Annotated in this window: 16 protein-coding genes and 1 pseudogene; 6 read left to right on the top strand and 11 right to left on the bottom strand. The window is 70.6% G+C overall.

The window, feature by feature from the left end:
• Positions 1 to 53: 53 nt before the first annotated feature.
• From ACWEIJ_RS29415 to ACWEIJ_RS29390, 6 genes are all read right to left on the bottom strand, one after another.
• Positions 54 to 1223 (bottom strand): 4-hydroxybenzoate 3-monooxygenase, encoded by a 1170-nt coding sequence (locus ACWEIJ_RS29415; protein WP_449840486.1) that lies wholly within the window; start codon positions 1221 to 1223, stop codon positions 54 to 56.
• Entirely contained in the window at positions 1220 to 1561 is a 342-nt protein-coding gene (locus tag ACWEIJ_RS29410; protein WP_449840553.1) for a carboxymuconolactone decarboxylase family protein, read from the bottom strand. The genes ACWEIJ_RS29415 and ACWEIJ_RS29410 overlap by 4 nt, the downstream gene beginning before the upstream one ends.
• 14 nt (positions 1562 to 1575) lie before the next feature.
• Positions 1576 to 2679, bottom strand: coding sequence for a lyase family protein (locus ACWEIJ_RS29405; RefSeq protein WP_449840485.1), 1104 nt, complete (start codon positions 2677 to 2679; stop codon positions 1576 to 1578).
• Positions 2676 to 3182 (bottom strand): dioxygenase family protein, encoded by a 507-nt coding sequence (locus ACWEIJ_RS29400; RefSeq protein WP_449840484.1) that lies wholly within the window; start codon positions 3180 to 3182, stop codon positions 2676 to 2678. Before ACWEIJ_RS29400 ends, ACWEIJ_RS29405 begins: the two co-directional genes overlap by 4 nt.
• Positions 3175 to 3912, bottom strand: a complete 738-nt coding sequence (gene pcaH, locus ACWEIJ_RS29395) for a protocatechuate 3,4-dioxygenase subunit beta (RefSeq protein ID WP_449840483.1) — start codon at positions 3910 to 3912, stop codon at positions 3175 to 3177. The genes ACWEIJ_RS29400 and pcaH overlap by 8 nt, the downstream gene beginning before the upstream one ends.
• A gap of 79 nt (positions 3913 to 3991) precedes the next feature.
• A complete protein-coding gene (locus ACWEIJ_RS29390) occupies positions 3992 to 4891 on the bottom strand; it encodes a cellulose binding domain-containing protein (protein WP_449840482.1) in 900 nt (299 codons plus the stop codon).
• 248 nt (positions 4892 to 5139) lie between these two features.
• Here ACWEIJ_RS29390 and ACWEIJ_RS29385 point away from each other — a divergent pair, with 248 nt between their 5' ends.
• Positions 5140 to 5547 carry a ribonuclease domain-containing protein gene (locus tag ACWEIJ_RS29385; RefSeq protein WP_449840481.1) on the top strand — a complete coding sequence of 136 codons (408 nt, stop codon included), beginning with the start codon at positions 5140 to 5142 and terminating at the stop codon, positions 5545 to 5547.
• Position 5548: 1 nt separating this feature from the next.
• Here the strand turns inward: ACWEIJ_RS29385 and ACWEIJ_RS29380 are convergent, their stop codons facing one another.
• From ACWEIJ_RS29380 to ACWEIJ_RS29370, 3 genes are all read right to left on the bottom strand, one after another.
• On the bottom strand, positions 5549 to 6679 hold the full coding sequence (locus tag ACWEIJ_RS29380) for a PucR family transcriptional regulator (RefSeq protein WP_449840480.1): 1131 nt from the start codon (positions 6677 to 6679) through the stop codon (positions 5549 to 5551).
• A gap of 258 nt (positions 6680 to 6937) precedes the next feature.
• A complete protein-coding gene (locus tag ACWEIJ_RS29375; protein WP_449840479.1) occupies positions 6938 to 7861 on the bottom strand; it encodes an amidohydrolase family protein in 924 nt (307 codons plus the stop codon).
• On the bottom strand, positions 7858 to 8193 hold the full coding sequence (locus tag ACWEIJ_RS29370; protein ID WP_449840478.1) for a DoxX family protein: 336 nt from the start codon (positions 8191 to 8193) through the stop codon (positions 7858 to 7860). The genes ACWEIJ_RS29375 and ACWEIJ_RS29370 overlap by 4 nt, the downstream gene beginning before the upstream one ends.
• 116 nt (positions 8194 to 8309) lie before the next feature.
• Here ACWEIJ_RS29370 and ACWEIJ_RS29365 point away from each other — a divergent pair, with 116 nt between their 5' ends.
• Entirely contained in the window at positions 8310 to 8930 is a 621-nt protein-coding gene (locus ACWEIJ_RS29365; RefSeq protein ID WP_449840477.1) for a TetR/AcrR family transcriptional regulator, read from the top strand.
• Here ACWEIJ_RS29365 and ACWEIJ_RS29360 read toward each other — a convergent pair.
• Positions 8910 to 9404 (bottom strand): annotated as a pseudogene (locus ACWEIJ_RS29360) (AAA family ATPase); the annotation flags it as partial. The gene ACWEIJ_RS29365 and the pseudogene ACWEIJ_RS29360 overlap by 21 nt on opposite strands.
• A 76-nt stretch (positions 9405 to 9480) precedes the next feature.
• Positions 9481 to 11391, bottom strand: a complete 1911-nt coding sequence (locus tag ACWEIJ_RS29355) for a potassium transporter Kup (RefSeq protein WP_449840476.1) — start codon at positions 11389 to 11391, stop codon at positions 9481 to 9483.
• Between the two features lie 142 nt (positions 11392 to 11533).
• Between ACWEIJ_RS29355 and ACWEIJ_RS29350 the strand changes: the two genes are divergently transcribed.
• The 4 genes from ACWEIJ_RS29350 to ACWEIJ_RS29335 are packed head-to-tail and all read left to right on the top strand — an operon-like array spanning position 11534 to position 15061.
• Complete coding sequence (locus tag ACWEIJ_RS29350; protein WP_449840475.1) at positions 11534 to 11815, top strand: metal-sensitive transcriptional regulator; 282 nt, start codon at positions 11534 to 11536, stop codon at positions 11813 to 11815.
• A 21-nt stretch (positions 11816 to 11836) separates the two neighbouring features.
• Positions 11837 to 12046, top strand: coding sequence for a heavy-metal-associated domain-containing protein (locus tag ACWEIJ_RS29345; RefSeq protein ID WP_449840474.1), 210 nt, complete (start codon positions 11837 to 11839; stop codon positions 12044 to 12046).
• Positions 12043 to 12870, top strand: a complete 828-nt coding sequence (locus ACWEIJ_RS29340) for a hypothetical protein (protein ID WP_449840473.1) — start codon at positions 12043 to 12045, stop codon at positions 12868 to 12870. Before ACWEIJ_RS29345 ends, ACWEIJ_RS29340 begins: the two co-directional genes overlap by 4 nt.
• Positions 12860 to 15061 carry a heavy metal translocating P-type ATPase gene (locus ACWEIJ_RS29335; RefSeq protein ID WP_449840472.1) on the top strand — a complete coding sequence of 734 codons (2202 nt, stop codon included), beginning with the start codon at positions 12860 to 12862 and terminating at the stop codon, positions 15059 to 15061. The genes ACWEIJ_RS29340 and ACWEIJ_RS29335 overlap by 11 nt, the downstream gene beginning before the upstream one ends.
• Positions 15062 to 15105 lie beyond the last annotated feature (44 nt).

Here is a 15105-nt window from a genome sequence, read left to right as displayed (position 1 = left end):
ACCAAGATCGCGTCATCCGCCCGGCATCCTCCTCGCGGAGGACGCCTTACGGGCTAACCCGGCCAGCAGCCGGTGTAGCCCTCCGCGAGGAACCGCGACCCCGCCTCCGATCCGACCACCGACGCCAGCTCGCCGAGCTGCCGCCGCACGTCGAAGTCCGTCGCGCCGGGCAGCGCGTGCAGCATCGTCGTCATCCAGTACGAGAAGTGCTGTGCCTTCCACACCCGGCCCAACGCCCGCGGCCCGTACTCGTCCAGCACGTCGCGGTCGTTCTTGAGCAGAGCGCGCTCGATGACCTCGGCCAGCACCCGCACGTCGGCCAGCGCCAGGTTCAGTCCTTTCGCGCCGGTCGGCGGCACGGTGTGGGCGGCGTCGCCGGCGAGCAGCAGGTTGCCGTACCGCATGGGTTCCGCGACGAACGACCGGAACCGCAGCACCGTCTTCTCGGTGATCGGCCCCTCCTTCAGCGTGAAGCCGTCCGGCCCGGCCACCCGCGTCTGCAGCTCCGACCAGATCTGGTCGTCCGACCAGTCCGCGGGATCGGTCTCCGGGTCGCACTGGAAGTACATCCGCTGGTGCGTCTCCGTGCGCTGGCTGATCAGCGCGAACCCGTGCGGCGAGTGCGAGTAGACCAGCTCCGGCGCACTGCGCGGCGCCTCGGTGATGATGCCGAACCAGGCGAACGGGTACTCCCGGAAGCTGTGCGTGCGCACGGACTCCGGCACCTCCGCCCGGCAGATCGACCGCGACCCGTCCGCGCCGACCAGCAGGTCGCAGAAGACCTCCTGCCGGACACCGTCGCTGTCGACGAACCGGATCGCGGGGCCCGACAGGTCCACCGAGGTGTCACTAACCCCGAACCGCACGTCGCCGCCGTCACGGGCGCGGGCGTCGGCCAGGTCGACGAACACGTCGGTCTGCGGGTAAAGCCACACCGACTCGCCCACCAGCGCGCGGAAATCGATGCGGTGGCTCTCGCCGCCGAACCTCAGGTCGATGCCCTCGTGCGGATGGCCGTCGCGCAGGACCCGGTCGGACACGCCGGTGTCGACCAGCAGCCGTGCGCTGTCGGCCTCCAGGATGCCCGCGCGGATGGTGTTCTCGATCTCGACCCGCGTCCGGCAGTCGACCACCACGCTGTCGATCCCGTTGAGCGACAACAGGTGCGAGAGCATCAGCCCGGCCGGCCCGCCACCGACGATGCCCACCTGGGTGCGTGTCACGCGTCCTCCTTCAGAACCTGCCGGGCGATCCCGAACGCGTGGTTGGCCGACGGCACACCGCAGTAGATCGCGCTCTGCAAGATCACCTCACCGATCTCCTCGACGCTCAGCCCGTTGCGCCGCGCCGCTGCCACGTGCAGCCTGAGCTCGTCCCAGTGGCCGCGCGCGATCAACGCCGTCAACGTCATCGCGCTGCGCATCCGCCGGTCCAGCCCCGGCCGGGTCCAGATCTCGCCCCACGCGTAGCGCGTGATGAAGTCCTGGAAGTCCCGCGTGAAGTCGTCCGGCGCAGCCCGGTCCACGTGCGCGTCGCCGAGCACCTCGCGCCGGACCTTCATGCCGTCGTCGTACGTCACCGCTTCTCCCACCTCTTCAGCACTACGTCCACAAAGGACTCCGCAGCCCCCAGGTACGACGCCGGGTCCGTTCCGCCACCGCGTTCCGCCAGCAGCTCCCCGGCGGCCTCGGCAGCCCTGCGGGCCATCACTCCGGCATGCACTTCGAGGCCCTCGGCCAGCTCGGCGGCCTGCGACGCCGCCACCGCCGCCAGTTCCAGCAGCGACCGCAACGCCGGCCACTCCGCGTGCCAGGCCCCGTCGGGCCGCTCGTCCACGGCCCGCGCCGAGCACAGGTGCAGCTGCGCGCCCAGCTGCGGAGCCTGCAGGGCCGCGCTGTTCACCAGCACGGCCAGCACCGGGTTCCGCTTGTGCGGCATGGTCGACGACCCACCGCGTCCGGCCACGGCGCCCTCGGACACCTCGCCGATCTCCGGTCGCCCCAGCGTCAGCACGTCCGCGGCCAGCACCCCGAGCGCGTCGCACACCCGCACCAGCACGTCCCCGAGTCGCGTGACGGGCGCCCGGTGCGTGTGCCAGGGCAGCCCCGGCCACACCAGCCCCAGGTACCCGGCGAAGGTCGACGCGGCCGCGACCGGGTCGGCGGCCACGCGGGACAGCGTCCCGGCCGCACCACCGCACTGCACCGGCAGCACCACGGCCGCCAGCTCGTCCAGCGCGTCCAGCACGCCCGTGAGCCACCGCGCGGCCTTCAGCCCGAACGTGATCGGCACGGCGAACTGCGTCAACGTCCGCCCGGCCATGACGCTCGACCGGTGCTCCTCGGCCAGCCGGGCCAGCGCGGCACCGACGCGTTCCAGATCCGCGGACACATGGGCCAAAACCTGGCGCGCCAGCAACATCAGGGCCGTGTCGAGCACGTCCTGGCTCGTCAGTCCGGTGTGGACCGGTCCAGAGACCCTCTCCCGCAGGCCGGAGACCAACGGCAGCACCGGGTTGCCGGCCGCCTCGACCTCGACGGGGTCCAGCGCCCACGGTTCCGCGGAGATCGAGTTGCCGAGCACCCGAGCCCACGCGACCTCGACGTCGAGCATCGCCCGGACCAGCGCGGCGTCGTCGACCAGCCCGGCAGCGCGATACGACCCCGGCCGCACGGTCACGTCCGCGGGAACTTGAAGAAGGTCGTCTGCGACGGCCCCTGCAGGTGGATGTCGAACCGCAGCCGCCCGTCGTCCTCCCGCGCGGCCACCAGCCCGTCCAGCGCACCGTCGGCGCCGGGCAGGTAGATCCGGGTGAACAACCGGTCGAGCAGGCCGCGGGCGAAGACCGTGACGGCGAAGAACGGCAGGCCTGGCTCGACCGTGCTGAACCAGTAGCGTCCGGCCGTGTCGGTGCAGCACCGGCCCCACCCGGTGAACTCGGCGCCGCGCCGCCGCAACGATCCGCCGACCGCGGGCACCGCACCGGAGGCGTCGGCCTGCCGGATCTCGATCATCGCGTCCGGCACCGGATCGCCGGCCCCGTCGTACACGTATCCGTGCAGGACCACGGATCCGGCCGACCCGAACGGCACCAGCTCGGCGTCGCCGGGATAGGCCAGCGCGTGGTGGAAGAACGGTCCCACGGTCTGGCCGGGCGTGGCCCCGAGAACGGGCTCAGTCATCGGACGGCTCCAGGTAGGTCGCGTGGCTGCCGGTCAACACGATGTCCCAGCGGTAGCCGAGCAGCCACTCGTGCTCGGACTGCGCGTGGTCGTAGGACGCGATCAGCCGGGACAGCGCCGCCGGTGAGGTGATCGACTGGGCGATCGGGTCCAGCGCGAGCAGCTGGTCGCCGGGGAAGTACATCTGCGTGATCAGTCTTTGAGTGAAGTCGGTGCCGAACAACGAGAAGTGGATGTGCGCGGGGCGCCAGGCGTTGTGGTGGTTGCGCCACGGGTAGGGGCCGGGCTTGATCGTCGTGAACGAGTACCAGCCGTCGTCGTCGGTCAGGCACCGCCCGACGCCGGTGAAGTTCGGGTCCAGCGGCGCGGGGTGCTGGTCGCCCTGGTGCGAGTAGCGGCCGGCGGCGTTGGCCTGCCAGATCTCGACGAGCTGGCGGCGCACCGGCCGTCCGTCACCGTCCACGACCCGGCCGTGCACGCGCATGCGTTCACCGATGGGCTCGCCACCGCGCTGGATGGTCAGGTCGGACTCGACGGGAGCGACGTCGGAGTGGCCGAACACCGGGGCGAGCAGCTCGGCGCCCTCCGGGTCGACCAGCTGGAACTCCTTGGTCGGGTGGCGCAGCAGGCTGCTGCGGTAGGGCCGGAAGTCCAGCAGCGGCGCACCCTCCGGTGAGTCGGCCTGGATCTTCGCGATCTCGTCGCTGATCTCTTGCTGACTGGTCGTCACGGGTTCGAACGCTAGGGCCGGCACCGGTCGCCGTCGACCGGAGGTTTCCACTCACCGGAAACCTCCGCACCAGCGCCGATCACGAGGTCGTGCAGGGCGTGCCGTTCAGCGAGAACGACGTCGGCGCCGAGTTCCTGCCGTTCACCGACCCGTTGAAGCCGACCGAGACCGAACCCTTCGGCACGATCAACGCGTTGTAGGGCGCGTTGGTCACGCTGACGTCCCCGCCGGACTGGGACACCGAGCCGTTCCACATCTGCGCCACCGTCTGCCGGTCGGAGTAGTGCCAGCGCAACGTCCAGCCGTTGATCAGAGCGCCGCTGACGTTGCGCACGGTCACCTCCGCCTGGAACGCGCCGGGCCACTCGCGGGTGACCCGGTAGAGGACGACGCACGGCGGCGAGGGCGGCGCCGTTGTCGCCGGTGGCGGTGGCGGGGTGGCGGCACGGGTGGACGTGGCGGTCGCGGCGGGCGGAGGCGGCGGGGGTGGCGGAGGCACCGGGGTCGTCGGGGACGTCGACGCGGCGCAGTCCTGCGCCCACAGCCCGAGTTTCGCCTTGGCGGCCTTGGACTCCGCCTCCGTCATCGGGCCGCCGTCGACGCCCGTGGTGCGCATGATCCCGTTCTTGACGGCCAGCAACGCGTAGTCCGTGCCGTCCGAGAGCAGCAGCGTCACCTCACCGGGGGTGATGCTGCCGACCTGGACGTCCTTGTCCACCAACGTCTTCTGCGCGAACTCCAGCGCCGCGGCGGCAGCGCAGGAGCTCGGCTCGGCGAGCAGCGAGATGCGGGCCTTCGTGCCGTCGGCCAGTTCGACGGTGCGGCCGTCGATGACGGCGCGCACCTTCGTGGACATGACCTTGTCGGACGACGAAGGGGAAGAACCTCCTGGTGCCGGCGAGGGCGTGCCGCCCTGCGCCGCCGTGCACCCGGCGGTGAGCAGGGTCAACAGCACCAACAAGTGCTTCCGTGCTGCCATTGCGCAAACTTATCGCCGGAGGCCGCGTCCGCAATCGGCTGTTCGGCGTTGATCAACTCAGGCGTTCAGAGTCTGCGGCACGTGGAATCGGCCGTGGTCGCACCAAGACCGTTCACACCAACGGCATCTGTGCGAACGTGAACAGGCCACAGCCGGCGTTGCGCGGTTGGTCGCCTTCCGTTCACCGGCCCGTGGTGATCAACAGAAATGATCACGACATCCAGGTTCCCTGCCGATGGAGGTCTGAAGTGCGAACCCTGCAACCGAATCGGACACATCGCCTGCTCGCCGCTCTCGCGATCGTCGCGTCCGTGCTCGGCCTGACCGCGGCCGTCGCACCCGCGGCCAGCGCCGGCGTCTACAGCTCCTGCACGCAGTCGCGGTGTTCCGCGGCGCGCTCCGCCAACTCGACGTGGCAGTCGCTGGGCTACCCGGACAAGGGCTGGTACGCGTGGCCGACCGGCAAGTACAACTACACGGGCGGCCAGTTCTTCAACCGCGAGGGCCAGCTGCCGGCCGGCCACACCTACCAGGAGTTCGACGTCTACCCGCGGGCCCGCGGCGCCGCGCGTGACGCGTACCGGATCGTCCTGGACAACACCAACGGCAACGTCTACTTCTCGCCGGACCACTACTCGAACTTCTACCGCCTGTGAGTCAGCGGGCGCTGCGGTCGAGCCACGACCGCAGCGCCCACCAGGTGTGCAGCGTCGTCAACACGTGGGACCGCCCCGCGTCCGGGTTCTCGCCCAGGTCGGCGGACGTGAGCTCAACGAGCCGGTCCAGCCGGTACCGCACGGTGTTCGCGTGGATGTGCAGCGCCGAGGCCGTCGCACTGAGCCGGCCGCCGTTGTCCAGGTAGCACAACGCCGTCGCCACCATCTCGTGGTGGAAGGTGCTCTTCGGGTCGAGCTGTCCCAGCAGCTCGTCCGCCAGGGTGCCGGCCAGCCCGGGGAACGCGGCGAGAGCGGTCTCACCGGCGAGGTCGACCAGGTTCCGCACGCCCGGCGAACCGCCGGCGGCGGCCAGGGCCTGCGCGCACATGGAGTACATGTCCCGCAACGACTTCAGGCCGGTCGCGGGCGACACCACCAGCAGATCGTCCGACCAGGCCGGTGGCAGGTGCGTGAGCCCGGTGAGTCGTCCCTCGACGAGCCCGTACACGCCGCCGAACGGGTGCAGCCGCTGTTCCAGCGTCCGCGCGTGGCTCGGGTCGGTCACCGCCGACACCACGCAGTGGTAGCGCCCGTCCGGTCGCAGCCCGGCACGGGCGAGCTCGGAGGCGTCCGGGAACTCGCCGGAGACCAGCAACCGGCGCAGCACCTGGGTGTTCAGCTCACGAGCCGTGCGGGACAGCTGCAGCTCGGCCGTGTGGTACCCGCTGACGATGTTGCGCTCGACCGCGCCGACGTAGTGGTCGAGGTCGATCATGAAGTCCAGGATCGCGCCGTCGTCGACCGCCAGCGACCGCGCGAGCTCGACGCTCGCCCGGATCAGCTCGGTCCGTCCGGCGTGCACGCCCCGCAACAGCCCGGCCATCGACACGCCCTGCGCCGCGCGGTCGGCCCCCAGCGCCAGCGCCGCCGAGAAGTCGCCGTCGTCGGGCGACCCGCCGCGTTCCAGGTGCGCGATCCCCTCCGCGAGCAGGAACGCGATGTGCCGCCGGTTCTCCTCCGCCGGCAGCCGCGCGACCTCCGGCGACTGGCCGCGGGCGGCGTCGACGACCCGTTCGACCACCTTCTCGTCGGCCGCGACGGCTTCGAGCACCTGCCGCACCATTGCGGACATACCCGGCACTGCACCTCCACGAGCCCGGTTGTGCGGCGGCCACAACACAGCCGTCGCCGTTTGGTGATGGGGCCCTATCCCCTGCTCGGTCCTCACTGGTTAGTTCAGTTACGCGAGATTAATTCGCGTTGGCACCACCCTTCAACGCCACCCCTGCGACGTGGAAGGGCCGGGGCCTGCGGTCTCCCCTGTTGACCGCCAGGCCGTGCACCGATCGGGGCGCACCAGGAGTGCGCCCCGATCGGTGCTGCCGCGGTGTCACCGCATTCCCTTCAGGCGCGGGAACAACGCCTCGGAGTTGCCCCGGTCGATCGCGGCCCGCAGCGCCGGGTCGAGGGGGTACTTGTCGTACTGGGCGTTGATCAGCTCGACCGCGATCGGCGGCGCGAACGGGAAGTCGCTGCCGTAGGTGACGTGGCCGGGATCGGCGATCTCCAGCAGGCTCGGCAGCGCGGCGGGCGTCGCCGAGATCGCGACGTCGTAGTAGAACCTCTTCAGCACGTCGAGGCTCGGGGCCAGCCCTTCCTTCGCCATCGTGAGCATGATGCGGTAGGCGATGTACGGCACGAACCCGCCGGCGTGCCCCAGGATGAACCGGATGCCCGCGTACCGCTCCATCGCGCCGGACAGGATGAGACTGATCGCCGTGCGGGTGGTGTCCAGCAGGAAGTCCGCGGTGAACGACGGGATGCCGGGCACCGGCGGGGTCGGCAGCTCGCCGGGGTGCACGAACACCACGGCGGCGCGCTCGTGCAGGAACTCCAGCAACGGCCGGAAGGTCTCGTCGCCCAGGTAGCGCCCCTCGTAGTTGGCGATCAGGACGATGCCGTCGGCCTTGAGCACGTCCAGCGCGTAGGCGGCCTCCTCGATCGCGCCGTCCACGTCGGGCAGCGGAAGCGTGGCGAAGGTGCCGAACCGGTCGGGACGCCGGTCCTGCAGGTCCGCGCACAGCTCGTTGATCTCGCGGGCCCACCTGCGGGCCTCCCGGTCGTCGCCGAAGTGCACGCCGGGGGTGGACAGCGACAGGATCCCGGTCTGGATCCCGTGGCCGTCCATGAACTTCAGCGCGATGTTCTCCGACCAGTCCGGGACGGCAACGCCGCCGGGCTCGATTCCCTTGTCGCGCAACCATTGCGCGTAACGAGGCGGGACGACGTGTTGATGCGTGTCGATGCGGTTCACAGCAGCACCACCAGATATCCGATGACGAGCAGCGCGCACACGACGGCCGGCGCGAGCTGCGGAAGGGTGTCTTCGTTGCGCACGTGCGTGATCACCGCGCCGACGAGCAGCAGGAGCAGGCCCGCGCCGGCGAGGCCGCCCAGCAACGGGACGGCGAGGCCGAGCAGGACGCCGGCGGCACCGGCGAGTTCGAGAGCGCCGATGCCGCGGTAGGCGGTGACGGAGAAGCCGGAGTGGGCGGCCAGCTCACGTGCCCTGGGCAGAGCGAGGACCTTCATCGTGCCAAGACCGGCGAAGATCAGGGCGACGAGGACGGCGAGGGTGACGGTCACTGCGGTCTCCAGGTCACGACGAAGCGGTTACTGACGAAATCCTCAGTTACGAACACGTCATCAGTCAAGAGTTTCTGAGGATTCCGTCAGTTGTGACGTTCGACTAGACTGTCCGGGTGACCGAGAACCGCCTGGAGCGCCGCAAGGCCCGCACCCGTGCCGCGCTGGTCCGCGCGGCGCAGGAGTTCATCGCGAGCGGCAGGCTCAACGCCCCGATCCTGGAGATCACGCAGAGCGCCGACGTCGGGATGGGCTCGTTCTACAACCACTTCGAGAGCAAGGAAGACCTGTTCCACGCGGCACTGGAGGACGCGCTGGACACGTTCGGCCAGGTGCTCGACGGCCTCACCGGCGACATCGACGACCCCGCGCACGTGTTCGCGCAGAGCTTCCGGCTCACCGGACGGCTGCACCGGTGCCTGCCGGAGCTCAGCAAAGTGCTGCTGCACAACGGTTTCGAGTTCACCAGGTCGGGCAAGGGCCTCGCCCACCGGGCCCGCCGCGACATCGACGCGGCACTCGCGGCCGGCCGCTTCACGGTCGCGGACCCCGAACTGGCGCTGGTGATCGCCGCGGGCGCCGTCCTGGCGCTCGGCCAGCTGCTGCACGCCGAACCCGAGCGCGACGACGCGGCGGCGACCGACCAGATCGCCGAGGACCTGCTGCGCATGTTCGGGGTGCCGGCGGACGAGGCCCGCGAGATCTGCCGCCGGCCGCTACCGGACCTCGACGCCTAGCGCGTCCAGCACCCGCTTCAGCGAGCTGTCCGGGGTCTCCGCGGCCGTGTCGAGCACCAGGTGGTCCTCGTCCCACGGCTCCCACAGCCCGCGCATGCGCTGCACGTGCTCCCACGACACCGTCGAGTGCCAGCCGGGAATGCCCCGCGACCGGCCCTCGACGCGCTCGCGGTGCAGGCGTTCGTCCGAGCAGACGCACTCGACGCCGACGAACACCCCGCCGAGCCGCTCGACGAGCTCTCGCCACCGGGCGCGGCCCGCGCGGGTGTGCCCGGTCTCGTCGAGGACCACGTCGACGCCCAGCTGGACGTGCCGCGCCACAGAGGCGGTGAGCTGCAGGTCCACCACCTCGTCCACGTTGTCGTCGGTCAGCACCCTGGCCAGCACCAGCGAGCCCAGCGTCCAGTCCATCGAGAAGATCGGCCGGCGGAGGTGGCCGGCCAGCGCCTCCGCGAGCGTGCTCTTGCCCGTGCCGGGAGGCCCGCGACCAGCACGACGGCGGGACGCTCCGTCGACGGTTCCAGGTTCAGGTAGGGCGTCATGCCATCAGCTAAACATCGATGTGCGCACCCATGATCACTGTTCGCTCTCGGGGCAATCCGAAGTGCTCGGCGGCGTCCGCGGTGATGTGGGAGGTGGCGACGAACAGCCGTTTGCGCCAGGCCGCCATCGTCGGTGCCTGGCCGCGCCGCAGCTCGATCTTCGACAGGAAGTACCGCGCCTGGTCGAGGTCCAGCTCGCCCTCGGTCTGCGAGGCGTCCAGCAACGCCAGCGCGGCGGGCACGTCCGGCGTCTCCATGTACCCGAAGCGCGCGCTCACGTGGATGATCCCGTCGTCGCCGTAGCCGAGCTCGTCGACCTCGATGCGGCGGTCCAGCGGCACGCGCGGCACGGGTTCGGTCTCGATCGACACGACCACCACGCGCTCGTGCAGCACCTGGTTGTGCTCGACGTTGGCCCGCAGGGCGAGCGGCGCGCTTTCCTTGCCGCGGTTGAGGAACACCGCCGTGCCCGGCACTCGGATCGGTGACAGCTCGTGCAGTTCCTCGACGAACGCCCGCAATGATCCCTCGGCCCGGTTGCGGTTCCCGGTGACGACCGCCCGTCCGCGCTGCCACGTCGTCATGACCGTGAACGCGGTGAGCCCGATCAGCAGCGGCAGCCACGCGCCGTGCAGCAGCTTGGTCAGGTTGGCCGCGAGGAACAGCAGGTCGACGCCCAGCAGCACCACGCACCCGAGCGCGATCGCCCAGGCCGGCGCCTTGAACTTCAGCCGCGAGATGAACAGGAACAGCGTCGTGGTGATGGTGATCGTGCCGGTGACCGCCATGCCGAACGCGAACGCCAGCGCCGCCGAGCTGCGGAACGCGAACACCAGCGTCAGCACCGACACCATCAGCAGCCAGTTGATCCACGGCACGTAGATCTGCCCCATCGTCGACTCCGAGGTGTGCGCGATGCGCAACCGCGGCAGGTACCCGAGCTGCGCGGCCTGTGAGGCCACCGAGTACGCGCCGGTGATCACGGCCTGCGAGGCGATGACCGTCGCCGCCGTCGCGAGCACCACCAGCGGCCAGCGCCCCCACTCGGGCACGAGCAGGAAGAACGGCCCGCTGACGTTCGACTCGTCGGCGAGCACCAGCGCGCCCTGCCCCAGGTAGCTGAGCACGCACGCCGGCAGCACCAGGAACAACCACCCGCGCGCGATCGCGGGCCGGCCGAAGTGCCCCATGTCCGCGTAGAGGGCCTCGGCACCGGTCACCGCCAGCACGACCGCCGCCAGCGCGAAGAACGCGATGCCGAAGTGCCCGAACAGGAACCCGATCGCGTACGTCGGCGACAGCGCCTTGAGGATCTCCGGATGGCGGACGATCCCCGTGATCCCGGCCGCGCCGATGGCGACGAACCAGAGGATCATCACCGGCCCGAAGAACCGGCCGACGACCGCGCTTCCCCTGCGCTGCACCAGGAAGAGCCCCACGATGATCACCGCGGTGATCGGTACGACGAACCGTTCCAGCTCCGGCTCGACGACCTTCAGACCCTCCACCGCGGACAGCACCGAGATCGCCGGGGTGATCATGCTGTCGCCGAAGAACAGGGCCGCGCCGAAGATGCCCAGTGCCGCGAGCGTGGCCGCGGCTTTGCGGCCCTGCTTGGACTTCCACCGCCGCAGCAGCGTGATGAGGGCCATGATGCCGCCCTCGCCGTCGTTGTCGACGCGCATGGCCAGCAGCACGTACGTGACGGTCACGATGATCATGACCGACCAGAAGATCAGCGACACCACGCCGTAGACGTTGTCGACGCTCACCGGGACCGGATGCGGGTCGGCGGGGTTGAAGACCGTCTGGATCGTGTAGATCGGGCTCGTGCCGATGTCGCCGAACACGACGCCGAGCGCTCCGACGATCACCGCCGGTCGGACGGTGGCGTGCGCGAGTTTCTGCCGATCGGTCACCTGCGGAAGATAGCCAGCTCACGCGCCCGCCGCACGGCCAACCTTTGACATACCCATACCCCCCTAGGGTATAAATGAGGCGAGCCCACCGCTCCCCCGGCGTGACCAGCCGGCCGCGCGGTGGCCGGAGAAGGAGCGAGACATGCACGGCTACGCCGGGAACAAGGACGCCCACCTGCGCCGCCTCCGCCGGATCGAGGGGCAGGTCCGCGGTCTGCAGCGGATGATCGAGAACGACGAGTACTGCATCGACGTGCTCACCCAGATCTCCGCTGCCACACGGGCGTTGCAGGCGGTCTCACTGGGGTTGCTCGACGAGCACCTCAGGCACTGCGTGAGCCAGGCCATCAGCGAGGGCGGCACCGCGGCCGACGCGAAGATCGCGGAAGCCGGCGACGCCATCGCCCGCCTGGTCCGTTCCTGACCCGTGAGGAGTACGAGAACCATGAGCGAGTCCAGCTACACCGTCAACGGCATGACCTGCGGCCACTGCGTCAGCTCGGTGACCGAGGAGGTCGGCCGGATCAGCGGCGTCAGCGACGTGGCCGTCGACCTGCCGACCGGCCGGCTCACGATCACCAGCACCGCGCCGGTCGCGCTCGGCGACGTGCGGGCCGCGGTCGCCGAGGCCGGCTACGAGCTGGCCGAACGATGAGGACCGGGTACAAGGTCGCGCTCTACGGCGCGGCGCTGGCCGTGATCTTCGGGGGCACCTGGGCCGCGGGCGCGGCGGCCGGTCCGGTCGCCAAGCCGGAGACACCCATGGCGCACAACGAGCACAACGCCGAGCCGGCGGAGGTCCCACCTGGACTGTCCGTTTCGGACAAGGGCTACACGTTGCGGCTGCACGAGAACGAGTCGCTCGGCTTCCACATCAGCGGCCCGGACGGCAAGCCCGTCACGAAGTTCGACGTCGAGCACGAGAAGCGGCTGCACCTGATCGTCGTCCGCCGCGACGGGTCGGGCTTCCGGCACGTGCACCCGGAGATGACGCCGGACGGCATGTGGTCGGTGCCGCTCAAGCTGACCGAAGCGGGCAGCTACCGCGTGTTCGCCGACTTCAAGCCGGCGGACGGCCAGAAGACCACGCTCGGCGCCGACCTCCAGGTCGCGGGCGACTACCGGCCGCACAACTACGCCGCCAGCCGCACGTTCACCGTCGACGGCTACGAGGTAACCCTCAACGGCGACCTCGACGCCGGTGCCGCGTCCACCGTGACCATCGGCGTCACCAGGAACGGCAGGCCGGTGACCGACCTGCAGAACTACCTGGGCGCCAAGGGGCACCTGGTCGCGCTGAGGTCGGCCGACCTCGCGTACCTGCACGTGCACCCCGAGCAGAGCGACGAGGTGAAGTTCGCGGTGGAGGTGCCGACGGCCGGTACCTACCGGCTGTTCCTGGACTTCCAGCACGAGAACGAGGTCCGCACGGCCGAGTTCACGCTCACGACCCGCGAGGAGGGCGGTCATGGCCACTGAGACCACCGTCGAGATCTCGATCGGCGGCATGACGTGCGCTTCCTGTGCCGCGCGGATCGAGCGCAAGCTCAACAGGCTGGACGGCGTCGAGGCGTCGGTCAACTACGCGACCGAGAAGGCCAGGATCAGCTACCCGGACGACCTCACCCCGGCCGACCTGGTGAAGGTCGTCGAGGACACCGGCTACACCGCCGAGCTCCCGCAGGCGCCGCAAGCCGCCGCCGAGAAGGACGACGACCCGGCGAAGACCCTGCGGCAACGGCTGATCACGGCCACCGCGCTGGCCGTGCCGGTGATCGCGCTCGCGATGATCCCAGCACTGCAGTTCACCTACTGGCAGTGGCTGTCGCTCGCCCTCGCCGGGCCCGTCGTCACGTACGCCGCGTGGCCGTTCCACAAGGCGGCTTGGACGAACCTGCGCCACGGCGCCGCCACGATGGACACGCTGATCTCGCTCGGCGTCGGCGCGGCGTTCCTGTGGTCGCTCTACGCGCTGTTCCTGGGCACCGCCGGCACACCGGGCATGACGCACGGGTTCACGTTCACCATCGAGCGGATGGCAGGCACCGGCAACATCTACCTCGAGGTCGCGGCGGGCGTCACGACGTTCATCCTGGCCGGGCGCTACTTCGAGGCGCGGTCCAAGCGCCGCGCGGGAGCGGCGTTGCAGGCACTGCTCGAACTGGGCGCCAAGGACGTGGCGGTGCTGCGGGACGGCCGCGAGGTCCGCGTCCCGACCGGCGAGCTGCGCAAGGGCGACCGGTTCGTCGTGCGGCCCGGCGAGAAGATCGCCACCGACGGCGTCGTCGAGGAGGGCAGCTCGGCGGTCGACGCGAGCATGCTCACCGGCGAGTCCGTGCCGGTCGAGGTGCGGCCGGGCGACGCGGTCGTCGGCGCGACGGTCAACGCGGGCGGCCGGCTCGTCGTGCGGGCCACGCGGATCGGTTCGGACACCCAGCTCGCGCAGATGGCGAAGCTGGTCGAGGACGCGCAGAACGGCAAGGCCGAGGTGCAACGCCTGGCCGACCGGATCTCCGCGGTGTTCGTGCCGATCGTGATCGCGCTCGCCGTCGGCACGCTGGGCTTCTGGCTCGGCACGGGCGGCGGCGCGGGTGCCGCGTTCACGGCGGCGGTCGCGGTGCTGATCATCGCTTGCCCGTGCGCGCTGGGCCTGGCCACGCCGACCGCGCTGCTGGTCGGCACGGGCCGCGGCGCCCAACTCGGCATCCTGATCAAGGGCCCGGAGGTGCTGGAGTCCACCCGGCGCGTCGACACGGTCGTGCTCGACAAGACCGGAACCGTGACCGCGGGCCGGATGAGCCTGGTGAGCGTGCACACCGCGCAGGACGAGACCGAGGCCGAGGTGCTCAGGCTCGCCGGTGCGCTGGAGCACGCCTCGGAGCACCCGATCGCCAAGGCCGTCGTGCGGGCGGCGGGCGAGGTGCCTGCCGTCGACGACTTCCAGAACGTGGAGGGACTCGGCGTGCAGGGTGTCGTCGACGGGCACGCGGTGCTCGTCGGACGGCAGAAGCTGCTCGACGAGTGGAGCATCCGGCTCGACCCGGCGCTCGCCGAGGCGAAGGAGGCCGCCGAACGGCAGGGCCGCACGGCGGTGCTGGTCGCGTGGGACGGCAAGGCCCGCGGCGTGCTCGTCGTGGCCGACACCGTGAAGCCCACCTCGAAGGAGGCGATCGAGGGCCTGCGCGGACTCGGCCTGCGCCCGGTGCTGCTGACCGGCGACAACGAGGCCGCGGCTCGGGCCGTGGCCGCCGAGGTCGGCATCGACGAGGTCATCGCCGAGGTGCTGCCCGCGGACAAGGTCGACGTCGTGAAGCGCCTGCAGGACGAAGGCCGTGTCGTCGCGATGGTCGGCGACGGCGTGAACGACGCCGCCGCACTCGCCCAGGCCGATCTCGGTCTGGCCATGGGCACCGGCACGGACGTCGCGATCGAGGCGAGCGACCTCACGCTGGTGCGCGGCGACCTGCGGGCCGCCGTGGACGCGATCCGGTTGTCCCGCCGCACGCTGGCGACGATCAAGGGCAACCTGTTCTGGGCGTTCGCCTACAACGTCGCCGCCCTGCCGCTGGCCGCGCTCGGCCTGCTCAACCCGATGATCGCGGGCGCGGCCATGGCGTTCTCGTCCGTGTTCGTCGTCACCAACAGCCTCCGGTTGCGCAGCTTCGGCTAACACAGTGGGCTCACGACCGGTTCAGTACCCTCGGCACATCAGTT

This window comes from Lentzea sp. NPDC004789, assembly GCF_053601075.1.
This window is presented reverse-complemented; position numbering and strand designations above follow the sequence as displayed.

Excerpts from the sequence above, each read along its gene's own strand:
- ACWEIJ_RS29410 (WP_449840553.1), bottom strand. The coding sequence starts at position 1,561 with ATGAAGGTCCGGCGCGAGGTGCTCGGCGACGCGCACGTGGACCGGGCT.
- ACWEIJ_RS29400 (WP_449840484.1), bottom strand. The coding sequence starts at position 3,182 with ATGACTGAGCCCGTTCTCGGGGCCACGCCCGGCCAGACCGTGGGACCG.
- ACWEIJ_RS29390 (WP_449840482.1), bottom strand. The coding sequence starts at position 4,891 with ATGGCAGCACGGAAGCACTTGTTGGTGCTGTTGACCCTGCTCACCGCC.
- ACWEIJ_RS29380 (WP_449840480.1), bottom strand. The coding sequence starts at position 6,679 with ATGTCCGCAATGGTGCGGCAGGTGCTCGAAGCCGTCGCGGCCGACGAG.
- ACWEIJ_RS29350 (WP_449840475.1), top strand. The coding sequence starts at position 11,534 with ATGCACGGCTACGCCGGGAACAAGGACGCCCACCTGCGCCGCCTCCGC.
- ACWEIJ_RS29345 (WP_449840474.1), top strand. The coding sequence starts at position 11,837 with ATGAGCGAGTCCAGCTACACCGTCAACGGCATGACCTGCGGCCACTGC.
- ACWEIJ_RS29340 (WP_449840473.1), top strand. The coding sequence starts at position 12,043 with ATGAGGACCGGGTACAAGGTCGCGCTCTACGGCGCGGCGCTGGCCGTG.
- ACWEIJ_RS29335 (WP_449840472.1), top strand. The coding sequence starts at position 12,860 with ATGGCCACTGAGACCACCGTCGAGATCTCGATCGGCGGCATGACGTGC.